Source organism: Gordonia sp. Z-3 (assembly GCF_036233855.1).
Classification (GTDB): Bacteria; Actinomycetota; Actinomycetes; order Mycobacteriales; family Mycobacteriaceae; genus Gordonia; species Gordonia tangerina.
The window spans coordinates 217,625-237,684 of record NZ_JAZARS010000007.1; the positions used below are offsets into that span (position 1 = coordinate 217,625).

At 67.0% G+C, this 20,060-nt stretch carries 15 protein-coding genes; 9 read left to right on the forward strand and 6 right to left on the reverse strand.

Translation table 11 applies throughout. From position 1 onward, the window contains the following. Window positions 1-4,077: a type VII secretion protein EccCa gene (gene eccCa / locus VX037_RS10470; RefSeq protein WP_328714139.1), complete on the reverse strand. Its 4,077-nt coding sequence runs from the start codon at window positions 4,075-4,077 to the stop codon at window positions 1-3. 115 nt (window positions 4,078-4,192) lie between these two features. On the opposite strand from eccCa, the gene eccD reads away from it, so the two are divergent. Then, complete coding sequence (gene eccD, locus VX037_RS10475; protein ID WP_372475001.1) at window positions 4,193-5,731, forward strand: type VII secretion integral membrane protein EccD; 1,539 nt, start codon at window positions 4,193-4,195, stop codon at window positions 5,729-5,731. Between the two features lie 73 nt (window positions 5,732-5,804). Continuing rightward, window positions 5,805-7,169: a type VII secretion-associated serine protease mycosin gene (mycP, locus tag VX037_RS10480; RefSeq protein ID WP_235723754.1), complete on the forward strand. Its 1,365-nt coding sequence runs from the start codon at window positions 5,805-5,807 to the stop codon at window positions 7,167-7,169. Window positions 7,170-7,196: 27 nt separating this feature from the next. On the opposite strand, the gene VX037_RS10485 is transcribed toward mycP, so the two are convergent. Then, window positions 7,197-8,150 (reverse strand): 4-hydroxy-3-methylbut-2-enyl diphosphate reductase, encoded by a 954-nt coding sequence (locus VX037_RS10485; RefSeq protein ID WP_235723682.1) that lies wholly within the window; start codon window positions 8,148-8,150, stop codon window positions 7,197-7,199. A gap of 98 nt (window positions 8,151-8,248) precedes the next feature. On the opposite strand from VX037_RS10485, the gene VX037_RS10490 reads away from it, so the two are divergent. Genes VX037_RS10490 through VX037_RS10500 form a run of 3 tightly spaced genes read left to right on the forward strand, consistent with a single transcriptional unit; the run spans window position 8,249 to window position 10,554 of the window. After that, window positions 8,249-9,028: a lipid droplet-associated protein gene (locus VX037_RS10490; RefSeq protein ID WP_266059601.1), complete on the forward strand. Its 780-nt coding sequence runs from the start codon at window positions 8,249-8,251 to the stop codon at window positions 9,026-9,028. A 13-nt stretch (window positions 9,029-9,041) separates the two neighbouring features. Beyond that, window positions 9,042-10,304, forward strand: a complete 1,263-nt coding sequence (gene xseA, locus VX037_RS10495) for an exodeoxyribonuclease VII large subunit (RefSeq protein ID WP_287016409.1) — start codon at window positions 9,042-9,044, stop codon at window positions 10,302-10,304. Window positions 10,305-10,311: 7 nt separating this feature from the next. Further along, entirely contained in the window at window positions 10,312-10,554 is a 243-nt protein-coding gene (locus VX037_RS10500; RefSeq protein ID WP_235723679.1) for an exodeoxyribonuclease VII small subunit, read from the forward strand. Window positions 10,555-10,563: 9 nt separating this feature from the next. Here the strand turns inward: VX037_RS10500 and VX037_RS10505 are convergent, their stop codons facing one another. Further along, complete coding sequence (locus VX037_RS10505; protein ID WP_287016408.1) at window positions 10,564-11,124, reverse strand: DUF4245 domain-containing protein; 561 nt, start codon at window positions 11,122-11,124, stop codon at window positions 10,564-10,566. Between the two features lie 113 nt (window positions 11,125-11,237). Here VX037_RS10505 and glpX point away from each other — a divergent pair, with 113 nt between their 5' ends. Both glpX and VX037_RS10515 read left to right on the forward strand, forming a co-directional pair. Continuing rightward, window positions 11,238-12,230 (forward strand): class II fructose-bisphosphatase, encoded by a 993-nt coding sequence (glpX, locus tag VX037_RS10510; protein WP_235723677.1) that lies wholly within the window; start codon window positions 11,238-11,240, stop codon window positions 12,228-12,230. A 125-nt stretch (window positions 12,231-12,355) separates the two neighbouring features. Further along, window positions 12,356-14,041: a fumarate hydratase gene (locus tag VX037_RS10515; protein WP_328714141.1), complete on the forward strand. Its 1,686-nt coding sequence runs from the start codon at window positions 12,356-12,358 to the stop codon at window positions 14,039-14,041. Window positions 14,042-14,096: 55 nt separating this feature from the next. Here the strand turns inward: VX037_RS10515 and VX037_RS10520 are convergent, their stop codons facing one another. Then, on the reverse strand, window positions 14,097-15,056 hold the full coding sequence (locus tag VX037_RS10520; protein WP_287016406.1) for a hypothetical protein: 960 nt from the start codon (window positions 15,054-15,056) through the stop codon (window positions 14,097-14,099). A 214-nt stretch (window positions 15,057-15,270) separates the two neighbouring features. On the opposite strand from VX037_RS10520, the gene VX037_RS10525 reads away from it, so the two are divergent. Further along, entirely contained in the window at window positions 15,271-16,671 is a 1,401-nt protein-coding gene (locus VX037_RS10525; RefSeq protein WP_287016405.1) for a class II fumarate hydratase, read from the forward strand. An 8-nt stretch (window positions 16,672-16,679) separates the two neighbouring features. Then, complete coding sequence (locus VX037_RS10530; protein WP_266059605.1) at window positions 16,680-17,336, forward strand: PIG-L deacetylase family protein; 657 nt, start codon at window positions 16,680-16,682, stop codon at window positions 17,334-17,336. Between the two features lie 88 nt (window positions 17,337-17,424). Here the strand turns inward: VX037_RS10530 and VX037_RS10535 are convergent, their stop codons facing one another. Together VX037_RS10535 and VX037_RS10540 are read right to left on the reverse strand one after the other, a co-directional pair. Continuing rightward, window positions 17,425-18,408 carry a L,D-transpeptidase family protein gene (locus VX037_RS10535; RefSeq protein WP_287016404.1) on the reverse strand — a complete coding sequence of 328 codons (984 nt, stop codon included), beginning with the start codon at window positions 18,406-18,408 and terminating at the stop codon, window positions 17,425-17,427. A gap of 215 nt (window positions 18,409-18,623) precedes the next feature. Beyond that, window positions 18,624-19,922: a PhoH family protein gene (locus VX037_RS10540; RefSeq protein ID WP_235723672.1), complete on the reverse strand. Its 1,299-nt coding sequence runs from the start codon at window positions 19,920-19,922 to the stop codon at window positions 18,624-18,626. Window positions 19,923-20,060 lie beyond the last annotated feature (138 nt).

Here is a 20,060-nt window from a genome sequence, read left to right on the forward strand (position 1 = left end):
TCACTCCTGGGGTTCGACGTAGCCGACCTGGATCATCTCCTGGGGACGCGTCCGGGAGACGAGTTCGCCGCGGCCCGGGATGAGTTGTTGCATCCGCACCCGACCGGTGATGTAGCCCTCGTCCCGGTCGCCACTCATGAGCAGCATGTCGCAAGACAGGTCCTTCAGCCGACCGATGAGCGGATCGAACATCGCCCGTCCCACTCCGCCCGAGCGACGCGCGAGGATGATGTGGAATCCGATGTCGCGCGCGTGCGCGGCGAGTTCGACGATCGGGAACAGCGGATTGCCCGACGCCGTGGCCACCATGTCGTAGTCGTCGACGACGAGGTAGACATCGGCCCCCGTGTAGTAGGAGCGGTCCCGCAACTGTTGCGGCGTCACATCCTCCGGTGGGAGCCGGGCGGTCAGTATCTCCGCCAACTGCGTCATCATCGGACCGGCCTTGTTGGCCGAGCTCGCGTAGCCACCGAGGTGGTCACTGTCGATGATGCCGAGCATGGTGCGGCGGTAATCGACGAAGACGATCTTGACCTCGTCGGGCGTCGAGTTGCGCACCAGACCGCCGACGATGTTGCGCAACAGGGTCGTCTTGCCGTGCTCCACATCGGAGAACACCATGAAGTGCGGCTGGGTGGTGAAGTCCAGCACCACAGGCGCGAGCTCCAGTTCACCGACACCCACCGCGACCTGGTTGGCCACCAATTCGAGACCCGCGTCGGCCACGAGCGAGTCGACGTCGCGTTGGGCGATCTGCGCGCCGAGCTTGCGCACGGCCATCGCCTCCCGGCCGCGGTAGGCGGCGGCCAGCTTGTCGACCGCATCCTGCACACCCGCCGGCAGCGTCTCGGCGACGCTGACCCCGTCGAGTCGGGGCAGGGCGATCAGCATGTGCAGCTCGTCGGGGGTCAAGCCGCGGCCGGGTCGATTGTGCGGCACCAGCGCAGCCGCACGCCGACCCATCTCCGAATCCATCGCGTCGCCGAGTTTCAATTCGATCCGGCTGCCCATCAGGTCCTTGACGGCGGGGCGGACCTCGGCCCAGCGGGTCGCGGTCACGATGACGTGCACGCCGTAGGACAGCCCCTGCGACACGATCGTGGTGACCTGCTCCTCGAGGAAGTCGAGTTCGTTGCGCAGCACACCGATACCGTCGATGACCAGGAACACGTCACCGTGGCGGTCGACGGCGAGCGGATCGTCGGCGCCACGCCCGGCGAACCAGTCCGCGCGACGCGCCCGGTAGTCACGCATCGACTCGATACCCATCCGGGAGAACAGCAGCTCCCGGTTGCGGACGATCGCGGCGACCTCGGCGACCGTGCGGCGCACCGCATCCATGTCCCCCCGCGAGGCGACCGAGCCGACGTGCGGCAGCCCCGCGATCGTCGACAGGCTGCCGCCACCGAAGTCCAGGCAGTAGAACTGCACCTGTTCGGGGGTGTGGGTGGCGGCGGCGGACATGATGATCGTGCGCACCGCGGTCGACTTACCCGACTGCGGTCCACCCACGACCGCGACGTTGCCCGCGGCTCCGGTGAGATCGAGTACCTGCATGTCGCGGCGCTGATCGTACGGACGGTCGACGTGACCCACCGCGAGCCGCAGGTTGCCGGCTCCCCCGGGCGTCGACCAATCCCGACGTCCGACGAGATGATCGACCGTCGGCGATTCGTTGAGCGGCTTGAGCCAGACCTCGTGTGCCGGCGGGCCGTGTCCGGTCATCCGGGCGACCAGCGTATCGAGCAACGTGGGCACGGAGGCGGCCGCCGGATCGTCGTAGGACGGGGTGTCGGGTTCTGCCGGCGGCTCTTCGTCCAGCAGTGCCTGCGCCTGATCCAGCACCGAGGCACTGGTGGCACCGTCGTCGAGCGGCACCGGCAGCGCGGTGAAGACCTTCATGCGCCCCCGCGGGCCGTTGTACACCGGCCCGTCGTCGATGACACCGTCGGCGGCGAGCGGCGGGTGATAGGGGCCCGACACGTAAGAGGTGTTGAAACGCACCGGCTCGGCCGAATCACACTTGAGATAGCCCGATCCCGGCACACTGGGCAGGTGATACGCGTCTGGCACACCCAACACGGAGCGGGATTCGTTGGCGGAGAAGGTTTTCAGACCAATGCGGTACGAGAGGTGACTGTCCAGGCCGCGGAGCTTGCCCTCCTCGAGGCGCTGGGAGGCGAGCAGCAGATGGATGTGCAACGAACGACCCAGCCGTCCGATCGCGACGAAGAGTTCGGCGAAATCGGGCTTCTGGGCCAGTAGTTCGGAGAACTCGTCGACGACGATGAACAGGGCGGGTAACGGTTCGAGCCGAACCCCTGACGCGCGGGCCCGCTCGTACTCGCTGACGTTGGCGAAATTGCCCGCCGACCGCAGCAGTTCCTGGCGGCGGTTCATCTCACCCGACAGCGCATCCTTCATGCGGTCGACCATCGACAGTTCCTGCTCGAGGTTGGTGATGATCGCCGCGACGTGCGGCGCCGACTCGAGCCCCAGGAATGTGGCGCCGCCTTTGAAGTCGACGAGGACGAAGTTCAACTCCGACGGTGAATGCGTGGCGAGCATCGCGAGCACCAGCGTGCGCAGGAACTCGGATTTACCGGAACCGGTTGCACCGATACACAATCCGTGCGGACCCATGCCACCGTGTGCGCTCTCCTTGATGTCGAGATCGACCGGTACCCCATCGGGCGTGATCCCGATCGGCACCCGCAGACGGTCGCGGCCGGTACGACCTCGCCAGCCGACCGCCGGATCGAACCGCGTGGCGTCGTGGATGCCGAGCAGCGCGGGCAATCCGGGATCGCTGGAGGTGGCCTCGCTCTCCAGGTTGGCCAACGCCGCCGCGGTGGCCAACCGGTACCGCGCCATCCGGCGCGCCAGCGTCTCCGCCTCCGGAATGCTCAGCGAGTCCATGTCGGCGATCTCCTCGACGCCGGCCGCACTGCGCGCGGACACCTTTGCGTTGCGGACCACCAGCTGCAGCCCGCGCCGGGCGGCCAGCCCGTCCGGGGGTGCGGTGAGGTCGAGGACGGTGACCCCCTCCATGCCGGCATCGTTGATCAACCGCTCATCGCCGGCGACATGACCGTCGTCGAGCACCACCACCAGGTGTGCGCGGCCGGGGGTCGGCGGGGCAGAACGGCTGAAGCGTCCTCGCTCGAGTAGATCGGTGGCCATGGAGTTCTCGAAATCCGCCAGCGTCGGATAGATCATCCGCATGGCGCCCACCCCGTCGCGCAGCGTCGGATGTCCCACGTGTGGAAGCCATTTGGCCCAGTCCCACGCCTCGCCGGCCGGATCGCCGGTGATGATCGCGACATGCAGGTGGTCAGGTCCGTGGAACGCGCACAACTCGACGATCATCGCGCGCACCAGATCTCGGGTCTCCTGCCGCGCGCCCTCGATGTTGACTGCCGGGAATCCGCGCAACGACACCGTCGTCGGCAGACGATGCACCGACGAGTACGTCCGGGAGAAGCGCCGCAGTGCCACCATCGACACCGGTTCGATGTCCTCGAGCGGGCCCGTCTCCGGCGGCATCAGCCGGGTCGCGAGTCGCTGCGTGCCCAGACCGATCCGGGCCCGGGCGAAATCGCTGTCGGTGGGGCGTCGTTCCCACATCCGCCGCGTCCCGATCACATCGAGCAACGATGTCGGGTCCGGGTGACTCCAGGTCGCCGCGGCCCGCTGGGCGGTCACCGTCTCGAGTACCTGTTGCCGGGTCTGGCCCAGATAGCGGAAGTAGTCCTTGCGTTCTTCGTTCAATTCCGCTGCACGCTTGCCGCCACCGCGCCCGCCGGCAGCGAACATGCCGAACATCGACATCAGCATCATCAGCGGAAACATCATGAACAGCGGGTTGGACAGGATGTTGCGTCCGCCGGTGACGAACATCAGCGCGATCATCCCGACGACGGCGACCACCATCACCACCGGCAGCAGTTTGAGCAGCATGTTGCCCGGCACCACCCGCGGCACATCCGGCGGCGGCTGCAGATTGAGTTCGCCGCCCGGCATCCGTGGCGGCGTGATCCGCGGACGGCGGACGAACCCCTCCGTAGTCGTCACCACGCGATCTCCCCCCGACCCCGATCCGGCTGCCCGAGTTCGTGCACTCGGGCGCCACTGGTACACAATTGACGCGGTTCGCATGGTAACCGCGAACCGGGCGGGGAGGATCCACCAGATGTCGACTCTGGATGCGCACACGAGGATGTCGCACGCGCCGAGCTTCGGGCCGACCGGAGGCGGACGCACCGATTCAGGTATCGAACCGGAACTGGTCCGGGTGTCGATCCTGGGCGGCAATACACAGCTGGATGTGGCTTTACCTGCGGCGATGCCAATCGCGGGACTCATCCCCGACCTCATCGCACAGATAGAGTCACGCAATCCGGCACGTCGGGATCCCGACGACCCGGACGGCGGGGACGACCGCCCGCATGACCGTCAGCAGCGCTGGACGCTGGCCCTGGTCGGACAGGAACCGATCGCCCCGAACCGCTGTCTCTCAGAGTCCGGAGTGCGCGACGGTGACCTGCTGGTTCTGCGTTCGACCCGCACCGGCGAGGCGCCCGCGCTGTTCGACGACGTGGTCGACGCTGTCGCTCGTTTGAATGAATCTCGCTTCGCCAGTTGGTCGGCCACGTCCGCCCGGATCGCGGGCTACACCGTCGCCGTGCTCGCGGCGATCGCGGCGGCCGTCGCCCTCGGCGCCTACCGATCCACCAGCGGGGCGGTGTGGGTGGCCGCATTGAGCGCGCTGGCCGGCATCGGCCTGATCACCGCGGGCAGTATCGTCGCGCGCTATTACCGTGACGAACTCAGCGCCACAGTGCTTGTCGCCGCCGCAACGCCACTCGTGTTCGTCACCGGCATACTGGTGACGCCGGGCAGCTACGGCGCCGCACACCTGACCTTCGGCTGCGCGCTGACTCTGGTCGCGACCGTGATCTCGTATCGACTCACCGCAGTAGGCGCCGCTGTCCACAGCGCGGTCACCACCGCGACGTTGCTGACCGGGGCCGGCTGTACCGCCGCCCTACTCCTCGACGCCGAGATCAGCGATGTCGCTGCCGTTCTCGCCGCCGTCGGCTTGCTGCTGGTGGCGTTGGCGCCGCGGTTGACCATTGTGCTGGCCAAATTGCCATTGCCTCCGGTACCGACCGCGGGCGCGCCGATCGACGTTGAGGATGTCGAGCCGAAACCGGCGATCGAAGGTATCGGCGCGATCGGCGCGATGGCGCTGCCCAAGGCCGATGCCCTGGAGCGACGGTCGTTCGTGGCCAATGCCTACCTCACCGGGATCGTTGCCGGCACGTCGCTGGTCACGGCGGTGTCGGCCTTCCTCGCGGCCGCCCCCCTGTCCGGATTCGCGCCGAAATCGGCCGCCTACGCGGCGATCGTCGCGGTGGTCCTGTGCCTGCGGGGACGCTCACACAGCGATCTGGCGCAGGCCGCCTTTCTGATCGGCTCGGGGGCACTCGCGCTCCTCGGACTGACCACCGGTCTGGCATTCGGCGCGGGCGGCTGGCCCATCACCGCCTTCGTGGTCGCGATGGGCATCATGGTCGCGGCGCTTGTGCTCGGTGTGGTGGCACCGAATCAGGAGTTCTCACCGGTCATGCGGCGCGCCGCGGAGATCGCCGAATATCTACTGGTCGCGATCATTGTGCCGCTGCTGCTGTGGATTCTCGATCTGTACCGGATCGTCCGGGAGATCTGACGTGCGCAGCAGCGCGCATTTCAGGACCTTCGGAGGCCGGGTTCGACAGCGGCACGTGGCGGTCGCCGCAGCGATGATCTCGACCGTCGTACTCACTCTCACGCTGTCGGGTGCACCCGCTGGCGCGATCACACCACCGACGGTGAACTCCTCAGCCCTCGTGCGTTCGGCCCCGGTTGCGCCACCGGAGCCGACCGAACAGCGCACGCTGTGCGCCAAACCGTTGGTAACGGGCAGCCACGACATCTCCAAACCAACTGCGGCACAGAAGATGATGAACCTTCCCGAGGCGTGGCGCTTCAGCCGGGGCAAGGGCCAGAAGGTGGCGGTGATCGACACCGGCGTCACACCTCATCCGCGCTTGGGCCGGGTTGCCGGCGGCGGTGACTACGTGTCGTCGGGCACCGGCCTGGCCGACTGCGACGCGCACGGCACCCTCGTGGCCGGGATCATCGCCGCACGGCCGAGCAGCCGCGACGCCTTCGCGGGGGTCGCCCCCGAGTCGTCACTCATCTCGATCCGACAGTCCAGCGGTGCCTACTCGGCCAAAGACCGCCGCAGCGCCGACGACACGGACCCCACGGTCGGCTCGGGCTACGGATCGGTGCGCACCCTGGCAAATGCGGTGGTCCGCGCCGTCGACCTCGGGGCCACGGTGATCAACATCTCCGAGGTCGCATGCGCACCCGCCGGCGACCGGCTCAACGACGCATCGCTGGGCGCGGCGGTGAAATACGCCTACGACCGCGACGTGGTGGTGGTCGTGGCGGCAGGCAACCTGTCGCAGAACTCCGGCTGCCAGCAGCAGAACGCGGAACCGACACCAGGTGGCACCGGCTGGGGATCGGTGAGCACCGTCGCCAGTCCGGCCTGGTTCACCCCGTATGTGCTCGCGGTCGGATCGGTGGACGCAGGCACCGGAGCCCCCAGTGGCTTCAGCCTGCACGGACCGTGGGTGGCGGTGGCCGCACCCGGCACCGACATCGTCAGCCTCGACAGCACGCGCGGCTCATCGAAACTGGTCGATGCACAACAGGGTCGCGACGGGCCGGTTCCCATCGGCGGAACGAGCTTCGCCACGCCCTATGTGGCCGGCACCGTGGCGTTGGTCCGCTCGCGCTATCCCGAGCTCAGCGCGAAGGAGGTCATGGCACGCATTGTGCGAACCGCTCATGGACCGGGGACCGGCCACGACACCGCGATCGGCTACGGGGTCCTCGACCCCGTAGCGGCGCTGACGAATCAGATTCCCCGCGACACGCCGGACGCGGCCCAGCCGAGGGCCATCGCCGCCCCCACACCGGAGGCACCCCCGGATCACACCGCGCGCAACGTGGCGATGATCGGAACCGGGGTGTGTGCCGCACTGATCGCCGCGGTGCTGGCGATCGCGCTACCCCATCGCCGTGTCACACGTCTCGATCCCGACGAGTTCTGACCGACACGCCGAGCGTTGCCGCGGGCCCTATCGCGCGGTGCGCGCGGGGCGCAACTCACGTGGCAGCGCGAAGGTGACCGTCTCGTTGGCGGTGGTGACCGACTCCACGGAGTCGAAACCGTGCTCGGCCAACAGGTCGATCACGCCACGCACCAGCACCTCCGGCACCGACGCGCCCGATGTGATCCCGACCGTGTCCACACCGTCGAGCCAGTCGAGGTCGATGTCGCGGGCGTAGTCGACGAGATGTGCGGCGCTCGCGCCTGCCTGCAACGCCACCTCGACCAGGCGGACCGAGTTCGACGAGTTCTTCGAGCCGACGACGATCACCAGGTCGCAGCGCGGCGCCATCGCCTTGACCGCGACCTGCCGGTTCTGCGTGGCATAGCAGATGTCGTCGCTGGGCGGGTCGTTGAGCAGCGGGAACTTCTCACGCAGCCGGTTGACCGTCTCCATCGTCTCGTCGACCGACAGCGTGGTCTGCGACAGCCAAACGATCTTCGACTCGTCGCGCACCGTCACGTTGTCGACACTGTCGGGGCCGTCCACGAGCTGCACGTGTTGCGGCGCCTCTCCCGCGGTGCCCTCCACCTCTTCATGACCCTCGTGCCCGATGAGCAGTATGTCGTAATCGTCGCGGGCGAACCGCTTGGCCTCCTGGTGGACCTTGGTCACCAGCGGACAGGTGGCGTCGATCGTTTTCAGGCTGCGTTCGGCGGCGGTGCGGTGCACCTCCGGGGACACGCCGTGCGCGGAGAACACCACAAGCGCCCCTTCGGGCACCTCGTCCGTCTCGCCGACGAAGATCGCGCCGCGCTCGCTGAGGGTCTCCACCACGTGCCGGTTGTGCACGATCTCCTTGCGCACGTACACCGGCGCACCGTGCTTGTCGAGCGCACGCTCGACGGTCTCCACGGCACGGTCCACCCCGGCGCAGTAGCCGCGCGGTTCGGCCAGCAGGACACGTTTGCGTTCAGACATGCCTCCCAGGGTACGGGGTCGGTCCGGGTCGGTTCGGTCCCCGACGCGACCGACTGGCGCCGGTGGACCCGTACCACCGGGAATGGCAGAGTATGGGCATGGTTCGCGCACCCTATCCGGCCCGCATCGCCGCCGGACTCGTCGTCACCGCGATCGAGGAGACCCGCAAACTGCCCACACTGGTTGTCACATTGCCCATGACGGCGGTGAGCCAAACCGTGCAGGCCGGCATGCGGATGCAGCAGAACATCGCCGAACTCGCGATCAAGGGCGACCTCGCCCTGGAGATGCTCTTCGACCGTCCGGTCGAGGAGCCCGAGTGGGCGCGCTTCGACGAGGACGACGACGCGCAGGCGGATGCCGAGGCCGCTCGCACCCCGATCGAGAGTGCCGCCCCACCGAAGAAGAAACCGGAACCCAGGAAGGCTGCGACGAAGACGACCGCGACCAAGAAGACCGCGGCGGAGAAGACTGCGGCGAAGAAGACTGCGGCCACTAAGTCGGCACCACAGCCCGCGAAGAGGTCGGTGACCGCGGCGGCGACCGACGCCGAGCAGACCGCCGGTCCGGACGCGTCCGCCGGTCGTTTCGCGCTCTACAGTGCCCCGCCGGAGGATCTGGTCGGTCGCGACGGCGACGGGACGTCGGATGGCGCAGTCGAGATGACCGGCGCCGGCGAGGTGCCCGAGATCGTCGAGTACATCGAGTACGACAACCTCACCCTGGCACAACTGCGCGCCAAACTGCGCGGGGTCGGCGTCGACGAACTCGAGGCCCTGGTCGCCTACGAACGGGCCACCAAGTCGCGGGCGCCGTTCGTCACCATGATCGACAACCGGATCGCCGCACAGAACAGCAAGCGGCAGCCGTCGACGTGACGCCCGCCGACTTGTGACCGACGCGAATTCGGCCGAGAACCCGTGGCCGGTCCGGACCGTCAACACGAAAATCGCCGACTGGATTCACCGCCTCGGGCAGATCTGGGTCGAGGGCCAGGTCACCCAGATCAACCGGCGTCCGGGCACCCGGGTCGCCTTCCTGACGCTGCGTGACCCCGCGGCAGACATCTCGATCTCGGTGACCTGCAGCCCAGACCTCTTGTACCGCACCGAAGTTCCCCTCACCGAGGGCAGTCGGGTCGTCATGCTGGGACGGCCGACATACTTCACCGGTCGCGGAACCGTCTCCCTGCGTGTCACCGACATCCGGCCGGTGGGGATCGGTGAACTTCTGCTCCGGATCGAACGTCTACGCCAGCTGCTGACCGCGGAAGGACTGTTCGATGCGCGGCTCAAGCGCCCACTGCCGTTTTTGCCGCGGTCGATCGGATTGATCAGCGGTCGGGCCAGCGCAGCGCAACGTGACGTGATGACGGTGGCCGCCGATCGGTGGGATGCTGTCCGATTCGTGGTACGCGACGCGCCGGTCCAGGGGCCGACGGCCGTTCCGCGAATACTGACACATCTCAGCGAGCTCGACGCCGAACCGGACGTGGAGGTCATCATCATCGCCCGCGGCGGCGGCAGCGTGGAGGATCTGCTGCCGTTCTCCGATGAGGCACTGTTGCGGGCGGTGGCCGCCTGCCGGACACCGGTGATCAGCGCCATCGGTCACGAACCCGACACCCCGCTGCTCGATCTGGTCGCCGACCTGCGCGCGGCGACGCCGACTGATGCGGCCAAGCGGGTGGTGCCCGATGTCGGCGCCGAACTCGAGGGGATCGACGAGCTGCGTCGGCGCAGCGCACACGCACTGCGCAACTGGGTGCGCCGCGAACAGCACGTGGTCGACGGATTGCGCGCCCGTCCGGTCCTGGCGCGGCCACTGACCATGCTCGACGCGCACGCGGAGACCATCGATCGGATGCGTCGTGACCTCCGCCGCGACATCCGCCGGCACATCGATGCCGAGGATCGCCGCCGTGATCATCTTTCCGCACGATTGGCCACCCTGGGTCCGGCACAGACGCTGGCCCGCGGGTATGCGGTGGTCCAGCGCACCGACGTCTCGCCCGCGCATGTCGTCGGGTCGGTCGCCGAGATGCCGGCCGGTGCACAACTACGCATCCGGGTCTCCGACGGGTCGGCCGCCGCGCAGGTGGCCGCCGCCCAAGCGCCACGGCAGGCGGAGTCGACGAACGCGAAGAAGGGATGACGAACACATGAGTCCGCAGAGTTCAGATACGCCCGATGACCAGACGCCGGTCTCGGAGCTGGGTTACGAGGCAGCCCGTGACGAGCTCGCCGAAGTCGTCGCGGCACTCGAACACGGCGGGCTCGACCTCGATGCGTCGTTGGCGCTCTGGGAGCGCGGGGAGGCGTTGGCGAAGCGATGTGAGGAGCATCTGGCCGGTGCTCGCGAACGGATCGAGGTCGCACTCAGCGAGGGCGAACCCGAGGACTGATCCCCTGCGTCAGCTCGTCGGCAACGGTTGCTTGGCCAGTACGCCGCGGGCGAGTTCGGACATGTCCTCGTCGGGCCCACGCGACAGCACGGCGATGCGAACGTCACCGAGGTCGGTGATCCAGAACTTCTTGTCCCCGTTGGCATAGGTCACCCACTCGCGACCGCCTTCGGTGCGGGTACCCGTACCGAGCGCCTCTCCGTCGCCGAGGAACACCACCAGATCGTCCTCGGCGGCGTTCGTCTGGCTCAGCTGCACGTAGGCGCCCACATCTGAGATCCAGCCGACGTTGCTCACCGTCGTCCCGCCCACCGGAAGGGTCGAACCGGAGTTCGGCTTCCAACCGTCGGGGGTGTCGGGCAGACGGATCGGGAACGGCAGATCACGCGCGTCGGCCTGCAGTGCGTTCGACACATCGAACTCAGGTGTCTGGTCGTCGGAGGCCTGACCCGTCAACCCCACCGAGCAGTTCCCGGACGCGACCGCCACGATCGCGCAGATGATCAGCAGCGGGATCAAGGACCAGATCATGTCCTTGCTGCTGTGCAGGATACGGGGTTTGTCGGCCATGACGGCCAGTAAACCAGGCGGGGTGGCTGCTCAAACGCCGGGTGTGACATGCAAGGATGAGGACAATCGCTTTGTTGTCGAAGTGTCACCGCCGCCATGCCGAGGAGTCCGACATGTCCCCTTCCCCCCAGGCCCCCGACCGTAACCTCGCGATGGAATTGGTGCGGGTCACCGAAGCCGCCGCGCTCGCGGCCGGCCGGTGGGTGGGCCGCGGTGAGAAGAAGAAGGGCGACGGGGCGGCCGTCGACGCGATGCGCGAACTTCTCTCGACCGTTTCAATGCGCGGTGTCGTCGTGATCGGCGAGGGCGAGAAGGACGAGGCGCCGATGCTGTTCAACGGCGAGGAAGTCGGCAACGGTCAGGGCCCGGAATGCGACGTCGCGGTGGACCCGATCGATGGCACCACCCTGATGGCCGAGGGCCGACCGAACTCGATTGCCGTCATCGCGGTCAGCGAGCGCGGCACGATGTATGACCCATCTGCGGTGTTCTACATGGACAAGATCGCCGTCGGCCCGGAGGCCAAGGGCGCCATCAACATCGAAGAGTCCGTCGAGTGGAACATCAATTCGGTCGCCAAGGCCAAGGGCATCGACATCGCCGATCTGACCGTGGTGGTGCTCGACCGACCCCGCCACGCCGATCTGATCGGTGAGATCCGTCAGGCCGGCGCCAAGATCCGGCTGATCTCCGACGGCGACGTCGCCGGCGCGATCGCTGCAGCGGACAACTACAGCACCGTCGACATGCTGATGGGCGTCGGCGGCACCCCCGAGGGCATCATCACCGCCGTCGCGATGAAGTGCATGGGTGGCGAGATCCAAGGCAAGCTCTGGCCGCGTGACGACGCCGAGCGCCAGAAGGCCATCGACGCCGGCCACGATCTGGACCGCGTGCTCACCAACGACATCCTGGTCCGCGGCGAGAACTCCTTCTTCTGCGCGACCGGCGTCACCAACGGCGACATGCTGCGCGGCGTCACGTACCGCCCGAATGGCGCCACCACCCGCTCGCTGGTGATGCGCTCCAAGTCGGGCACCATCCGCCGCATCGAAGCCGTGCATCAGGTCACCAAGCTCCGCGAGTACGCGCGCCTGGACGTGTAGGTCCGGTGCAGCCGGAGCTGCGCGCGGGCCCGGTCGCCGGCCGTGGCCTCGGGCACCTGTGACTCAGGACACCGTCGGCACGGCAGCCGATCACCGCCGCTGACCGGCCACGATACGATTCGCGGGTGAGTACAGCCCCCACTCCTGAGTTCCGCTACAGCGACCTGCTGCCCACGGGCGCCGACGACACGCCCTATCGATTGATCACCACCGAAGGTGTGTCGACGATCGAGGTGGACGGTCAACGCTTCCTGAAGGTGACACCCGAGGCCATCACGAAGCTGACCGCCGAGGCGATGCACGACATCAGCCACTACCTGCGGCCGGCGCACCTCGCGCAGCTGCGCAAGATCATCGACGACCCGGAGGCGTCGGGCAACGATCGCTTCGTCGCGCTCGACCTGCTCAAGAACGTCAACATCTCCGCCGGAGGTGTCCTACCGATGTGCCAGGACACCGGTACCGCGATCGTTATGGGCAAGAAGTCAGAGGGTGTGCTGACCGGCGCCGACGACGCCGAGGCCATCTCGCGTGGTGTCTTCGACGCCTACACGAAGCTCAATCTGCGGTACTCGCAGCTGGCGCCGCTGACGACCTACGACGAGAAGAACACCGGCACCAATCTGCCTGCGCAGGTGGAGATCTACGCCACCGAGCAGGGGCCGAAGGGACCGGAGTACAAGTTCCTGTTCATGGCCAAGGGCGGCGGGTCGGCCAACAAGTCGTTCCTGTTCCAGGAGACCAAGGCCATCCTGAATCCCAAGCGAATGCTGGAGTTCCTCGACGAAAAGATCCGGTCGCTGGGCACCGCCGCCTGCCCGCCGTATCACCTGGCGGTGGTGATCGGCGGGACGTCGGCCGAATTCGCCTTGAAGACAGCGAAATACGCGTCGGCCCACTATCTCGATGCGTTGCCGACGGAAGGCTCTATGTCGGCGCACGGGTTCCGTGACACCGAGTTGGAAGACGAGGTCTTCAAGCTCACCCAGTCCTTCGGGATCGGCGCCCAATTCGGCGGCAAGTACTTCTGCCACGACGTCCGGGTGGTCCGCCTGCCGCGCCACGGCGCTTCCTGTCCGGTGGCCATCGCGGTCTCGTGTTCGGCCGACCGGCAGGCGCTCGGCAAGATCACCGCCGACGGTGTGTTCCTCGAGCAACTCGAGACCGACCCCGCCAAGTACATGCCCGCCGTCGGCGTCACCGAGGACATCGAGGGCGGCGAGGCGGTCGAGATCGATCTCAACCGCCCGATGCCCGAGATCCTGGCCGAACTGTCCAAGCACCCGGTCAAGACCCGGCTGTCGCTGACGGGCCCGCTCGTGGTCGCCCGCGACATCGCGCACGCCAAGATCAAAGAACGCCTCGACGCCGGCGAACCGATGCCCGACTATTTGCGCGACCATCCCGTCTACTACGCCGGCCCCGCGAAGACCCCGGAGGGGATGGCGTCGGGTTCGTTCGGTCCCACCACTGCCGGCCGCATGGACTCCTACGTGGAGCAGTTCCAGGCCGCCGGCGGCTCGATGGTGATGCTCGCCAAGGGGAATCGGTCCAAGCAGGTCACCCAGGCCTGCGGTTCGCACGGCGGGTTCTACCTGGGCTCGATCGGCGGCCCGGCCGCCCGCCTGGCACTCGACTGCATCAAGAGCCAGGAGGTCATCGAGTACCCCGAGCTCGGTATGGAAGCCGTGTGGAAGATCGAGGTGGAGAACTTCCCCGCGTTCATCGTCGTCGACGACAAGGGCAACGACTTCTTCACCGATCCGGGTGGCGCGGTCACCGTGCCGCTGGGGGTTCGCGTCCGGTCGTGAGGACAGTGCCGTAGATCGATGTCGACATGTGGCCTCAAAGTACGGCGATATCGATCTACGACGCAGTCGGGCACGACGTACATGGAGTCACCGCGCCATCCCACCCACGGGCACGCAATACCTGTCCGATCTGGCGAGCCGTCTGACAAGGGCGGTCGAACACCTGCCCCCAACCGACGCGAAGCGTCTGGCGTTGAGCATCGACGGCGGCATCAAGGTCCCGCTGCAGGTCGAGATCTCGGTTCCGTGAGTCGTCATGGGCCGCACGACCATCGAGTTCGATCACCAACCCCCACTCCACATAGTCGACATCGCGGAACCCACGGCGACCGACTGTGGTCGCGGCCTGTCGCGCCGGCTCGGGCAGTCCATGCCTGCGTTCGACAGCCACCAGATATCCATGCTCGAGGACCGAGCACGTCCCGTTGGCCACATCGTCGAGAACGCCCGCCACAAACTCTCGACGGCGCATCCGTGGCCGATCCCGAATCGCGCCTATCAGACGGTCCGCAGTCGTCTTCCGGGAGTTGACGGCGTCCGCCAGACATGCGATGACGTCAGTCTCCGACCGCGCCTCAGCGGCGACGTCGAGGACCGCCTGCTCCACTCGCATGCGCGGAGGATGCGTTTCCCACATCACCTTTGCTTCGAGTTGAGTCCCGTAGTGGACGACGACGCCGGGACGCCGTGTCACCCGACGTGAGCGATCCACGACGATGTGGATAGGACCGGAGTCGGGTGTGCCGTCGGAATTCAGTGCCGAGCGGTGGCTCAGCGCAGCAGGGTGAGCGTCGAGGACTGCACACCAGGCTCGCTGGCGCCACGTCAGCGGCCCGGTGTGGTTGACGTAGACGCCCGGATACACCCGTGCCCATTCCCGACGACGCACTTTGCGACGGATGAACGCGGCGGTGTACCCGCGCGCCGTCACCTGGTGCCGCGCGACAACGCCGTCTTGCTCGACAAGAAAGTCGTCGAGTTGCGACAGGGCGGGAGCGCAGGTCGGATCAATCACCCCCGAACTCTGAGCGACTCACCCGCCGATATCCCCGTCCGCAGCGCCGCTGTGCATAACGTCCGTCGGCATCCCCAATCCGCCGACTGTTGCGCCGTACTTTTGTGTCAACTGACGACCCGAAAGTACGGCAGATCTCACAACACCATCCATGGCCCGGACGTATGGGGTGAGTACCGTGGTTATCACCGCCGATGAAGCTGGAGGAACACGAATGACCGAACAGCAGTACCGCATCGAGCACGACACGATGGGCGAGGTCAAGGTCCCGATCGATGCGCTCTGGCGCGCACAGACCCAGCGGGCAGTGGAGAACTTCCCGATCAGCCATCGACCGTTGGAGCGCACCCAGATTCGCGCGATGGGCTTGCTCAAGGCGGCGTGCGCCCAGGTGAACAAGGATCTCGGACTGCTGGACGCGGCACAGGCCGACGCGATCATCGCGGCCGCCAAGGAGATCGCCGAAGGAGCGCACGACGACCAGTTCCCCATCGACGTGTTCCAGACCGGATCGGGCACCAGCTCCAACATGAACTCCAACGAGGTCATCGCCTCGATCGCCAAGGCCAACGGTGTCGAGGTGCATCCGAATGACCACGTGAACATGTCGCAGTCGTCGAACGACACCTTCCCCACGGCAACCCACGTCGCGGCAACCGAAGCCGTTGTCACCGACCTCGTCCCGGCACTCGATCATCTTCGCCTGGCCCTGCTCGACAAGTCCACACAGTGGCGCGAGGTGGTCAAGAGCGGCCGGACGCACCTGATGGATGCGGTACCAGTGACCCTCGGCCAGGAGTTCGGCGGTTACGCGCGCCAGGTGGAGGCCGGCATCGAGCGGGTCACCGCGACCCTGCCACGTGTCGGTGAACTGCCCATCGGCGGCACCGCCGTCGGCACCGGGCTCAACGCCCCGGAGGCCTTCGGCACCAAGGTCGTCACCGAACTGCGCCGGCTGACCGACGTCGACGCCCTCTCGCTGGCCACCGACAACTTCGAGGCGCAGGCAGCGCGCGACGGCCTCGTCGAACTGTCCGGAGCGCTGAAGACCGTCGCCGTCTCCCTCACCAAGATCGCCAACGACGTCCGCTGGATGGGATCGGGCCCGCTCACCGGACTCGGTGAGATCCTGCTCCCCGACCTGCAGCCCGGAAGCTCCATCATGCCCGGCAAGGTCAATCCTGTTCTCCCCGAGGCGGTCACCCAGGTGGCCGCACAGGTGATCGGCAACGATGCCGCGGTGACCTGGGGTGGCGGCAACGGCGCCTTCGAGTTGAACGTCTACATCCCGATGATGGCCCGCAACGTACTCGAGTCGCTGAAGTTGCTGGCCAACGTGTCTCGCCTGTTCGCCGACCGCTGCATCAGCGGACTGGTGGCCAACGAGGAGCGGTTGCGCACCCTCGCGGAGAGTTCGCCGTCCATCGTGACCCCGCTCAACAGTGCGATCGGGTACGAGGAGGCGGCCGCAGTTGCCAAACAGGCACTCAAGGAGGGCAAGACGATTCGCCAGACCGTGGTCGACCGCGGCCTGATCGGCGACAAGCTGTCGGAAGCAGAACTCGACGCACGCCTCGACGTGCTGAAGATGGCCAACCTCGATCGCGAACGCTGAGCACTGTCGTGGAGCAATTCCCCGAGAACTGGCAGACCGCACTCGTGCTGGTCGCCCATCCCGATGACCCCGAGTATGGGATGGCCGCGGCCGTCGCACGATGGACCGCGTCAGGCAAACGCGTCATCTACGCACTGGCGTCGAGCGGCGAGGCAGGCATCGAGGGCATGGACCCGGCCACGGCCGGGCCCGTCCGGGAAAACGAGCAGCGCACTTCCGCCGCCATCGTCGGGGTCGACGAGGTGGAGTTCTGGGGCTTCCCCGACAGCGAGATCCGCAATACCGCCGAACTCCGCGACCGTGTGCGCGACACCATCTGTCGCGTGCATCCCGACGTGGTCCTGTCGCTCTACGGCGGACCCGAGTGGGCTCCGGGGATGCCCAATCAGCGCGATCACATGGAGTTTTCCGCCGCCGTGCTCGATGCCTACGACAGCCTCGACGTCGAGCGGCCGCGGTGGCTCTTCGAAAACGGCCCCGCCGCCACGCACAGGGTCGACGTGGCCGATCAGATCGATCTCGCGGTGCGGTCACTGGCCGCACACGAGCAGTACCTCTCGGTGCTCGACCCCGACACCCCGGTGATCGAGCAGGCCCGCCGGCAGATCGACATGGTCACCGGTGGTGAATTCTGCGGCTTCGAACTCAAGCGTTCGCGACCCTGACCGAACCGGGACGTTGGTGGTGCTCTGAGTGCGCCCAGCGAAACGGGGACCGGCCGATCGCCGATCCCCGCCTCTGGTGTGCGGAGGCTCAGCCGCCCGCGGTGGTCTGCGACAGCGACGGCAGCAAGCTGACGAGCTGATTGAGCAATTGGGTCAGGGAATCCGCGCCGGGCATCGCCGACGTGCTCGGCGACGACGACTCCGGCACCGCCGACTGGGGTGTCGACGATTCGGGAGCCGACGATTCGGGCGTCTGAGGGTCGGATGCCCCCGATCCCGACGACGCAGATCCCGACGGTCCGGCCTGATTCACCCCGATCGCGATCTTCGGGTGCTTGGCCGGATCGAGCCAGGTCAACACCTTGCGCATCAGATCCTTGTCGATGGCGATGCACCCCATGGTCGGCTGGTTGTTGGTCACGTGCAGGAACATCGCCGACGCCTTACCCGGAATCCGCTGCGGGTTGTGCGCGATGTTGACCGCATAGTCGTACACCGGCCCGGAGTCGTAGAGGTTCTCACTGTCGCCGCCGGGACTCTGCACCTGTCGCACCATCGTGTTGTAGGTGGGCGACTTCATGTTCGAGTCCCACCAGTCCTGCCGATCGACCTGCTTGTAGGGCATCTTCGTGCCCGGGTTCGGCAGTCGACCGAAGGCCTGGTCCAGGTCGAAGGTGCCCTCTGGTGTGCGATAGACGTTGTCCTCGGGTTCACCCATCCCGAGCGATCCGAGGAAGGCCTTCGTGGGGCCGATGACCGGTTTCCACGCGTCGTCGGTGCCACGTTCGAAGGCGGTCAGGGTCGCCGAGGTGTCACTGGCCTCCGGCGCGGTGACGACGATCATCTGACTGCTGTCGACCTCGGAACTCCCGGTGCCCCCGAGCCCGAGGTTGCCGGCGAGGGTGTTCAATACCTCGTCGAGCATCGGGATACCGGTCTCGGGAATCGGCGATCCCGACGGCGCGGCCGGCGTCGTCGACGGTGTCGTTGTTGCGGGTGCGGCGAGTGCGCTACCGGCACCTCCGGCAACGGCGGCGACGACCGCGATCACCAGAAGTCCCAGAAACCTCATTCGTCTCATCAGTAACTTCAGCACCACACCAGTGTGCCAGCGAGTGCGAGCTTGTGAGTCTCGTGCCGGTCACGGTGCGATTGTGATCGGATCACTGCTGAACCCGATCGTTCGTGGACGCGGTATAGACGCCAATCGCGCACCCACCACGTTCACGCGCATGTCGGAGCATGCGCGTGAACGCGACGAGTGCGCGGTTGGCGAAAGGGGCCCGGCTATGCGCCGGGGGCGAACTCCTCGAGCATGTCGGTCACCAAGGCCGCGATCGGCGAGCGCTCACTGCGAGTCAGTGTGACGTGCGCGAACAGCGGGTGGCCCTTCAGTTTCTCGATGACCGCCGCGACGCCGTCGTGGCGGCCGACCCGAAGGTTGTCGCGTTGGGCGACATCGTGCGTGAGCACCACGCGCGAGCCGGCTCCGAGCCGTGAGAGCACAGTCAGCAGCACGTTGCGTTCCAGCGATTGCGCCTCGTCGACGATCACGAAGGAGTCGTGCAACGAACGGCCGCGGATGTGGGTGAGCGGAAGCACCTCGAGCATGCCGCGGCTCAACACCTCCTCGATCACCTCGGGCGATGCGAGACCTTCGAGGGTGTCGAAGACAGCCTGCGCCCAGGGCCCCATCTTCTCCGCCTCACCGCCGGGCAGGTATCCCAACTGTTGGCCGCCGACCGCGTACAAGGGCCGGAAGACGACCACCTTTCGCTGGGTACGGCGTTCCAGAACTGCCTCGAGTCCAGCGCACAGCGCCAGCGCCGATTTGCCGGTGCCCGCCTTGCCGCCGAGCGACACGATCCCGACGCTGTCGTCGAGCAGGAGGTCGAGGGCCACACGCTGTTCTGCCGACCGGCCATGTAGACCAAAGGCCTCACGGTCGCCGCGGACAAGCTGCACCCGCTTGTCCGCATTGACCCGACCGAGCGCGCTGGACGAATGGCCGAGCAGCCGAATACCGGTGTGGCATGGCAACTCTCGCGCTTCGTCGATGTCCACGACGCCCTCGGCGAACAGGGTGTCGATACTCGTGCTCTCGACGTCCAACTCGGTCATCCCGGACCATCCGGACACCACCACGTCCTGTGCGTGGTACTCGTCGGCGGCAAGACCGACGGCGCCGGCCTTGACGCGCAGCGGGGTGTCCTTGGAGACCAGCGTGACGTCACTGCCTTCGGCGCGAAGATTCAACGCGCAGGCGAGGATTCGGGAGTCGTTGGTCTCGGTTCGGAAACCTGCCGGGAGCACCGCCGGATCGGTGTGGTTGAGCTCCACCTGCAGCGTGCCGCCCTCGTCACCGATCGGGAGCGGAATGTCGAGGCGGCCGTGCTCGAGTCGGAGGTCGTCGAGCAACCGGAGTGCCTCGCGAGCGAACCAGCCGAGTTCATGGTGGTGACGTTTGCCCTCGAGTTCGCCGATGACGACCAGCGGCAAGACCACATGGTGTTCGGCGAAACGCGTGACCGCCCAGGGATCGGAGAGCAGGACGGAGGTGTCGAGGACGTAGGTGCGTGTGGTCACGTAGGGCTCCTACGTTTGTGCGGGCCCCGCACAAACCAGTTGCGACGACCGGCGGGTTCTTGCCCGTCTTGGCTGGTCAGCCAAGGTGGACGAGGACCGGGGCCGGCCCTCTCGCGTTGCTGGTGCAAACCACGAATC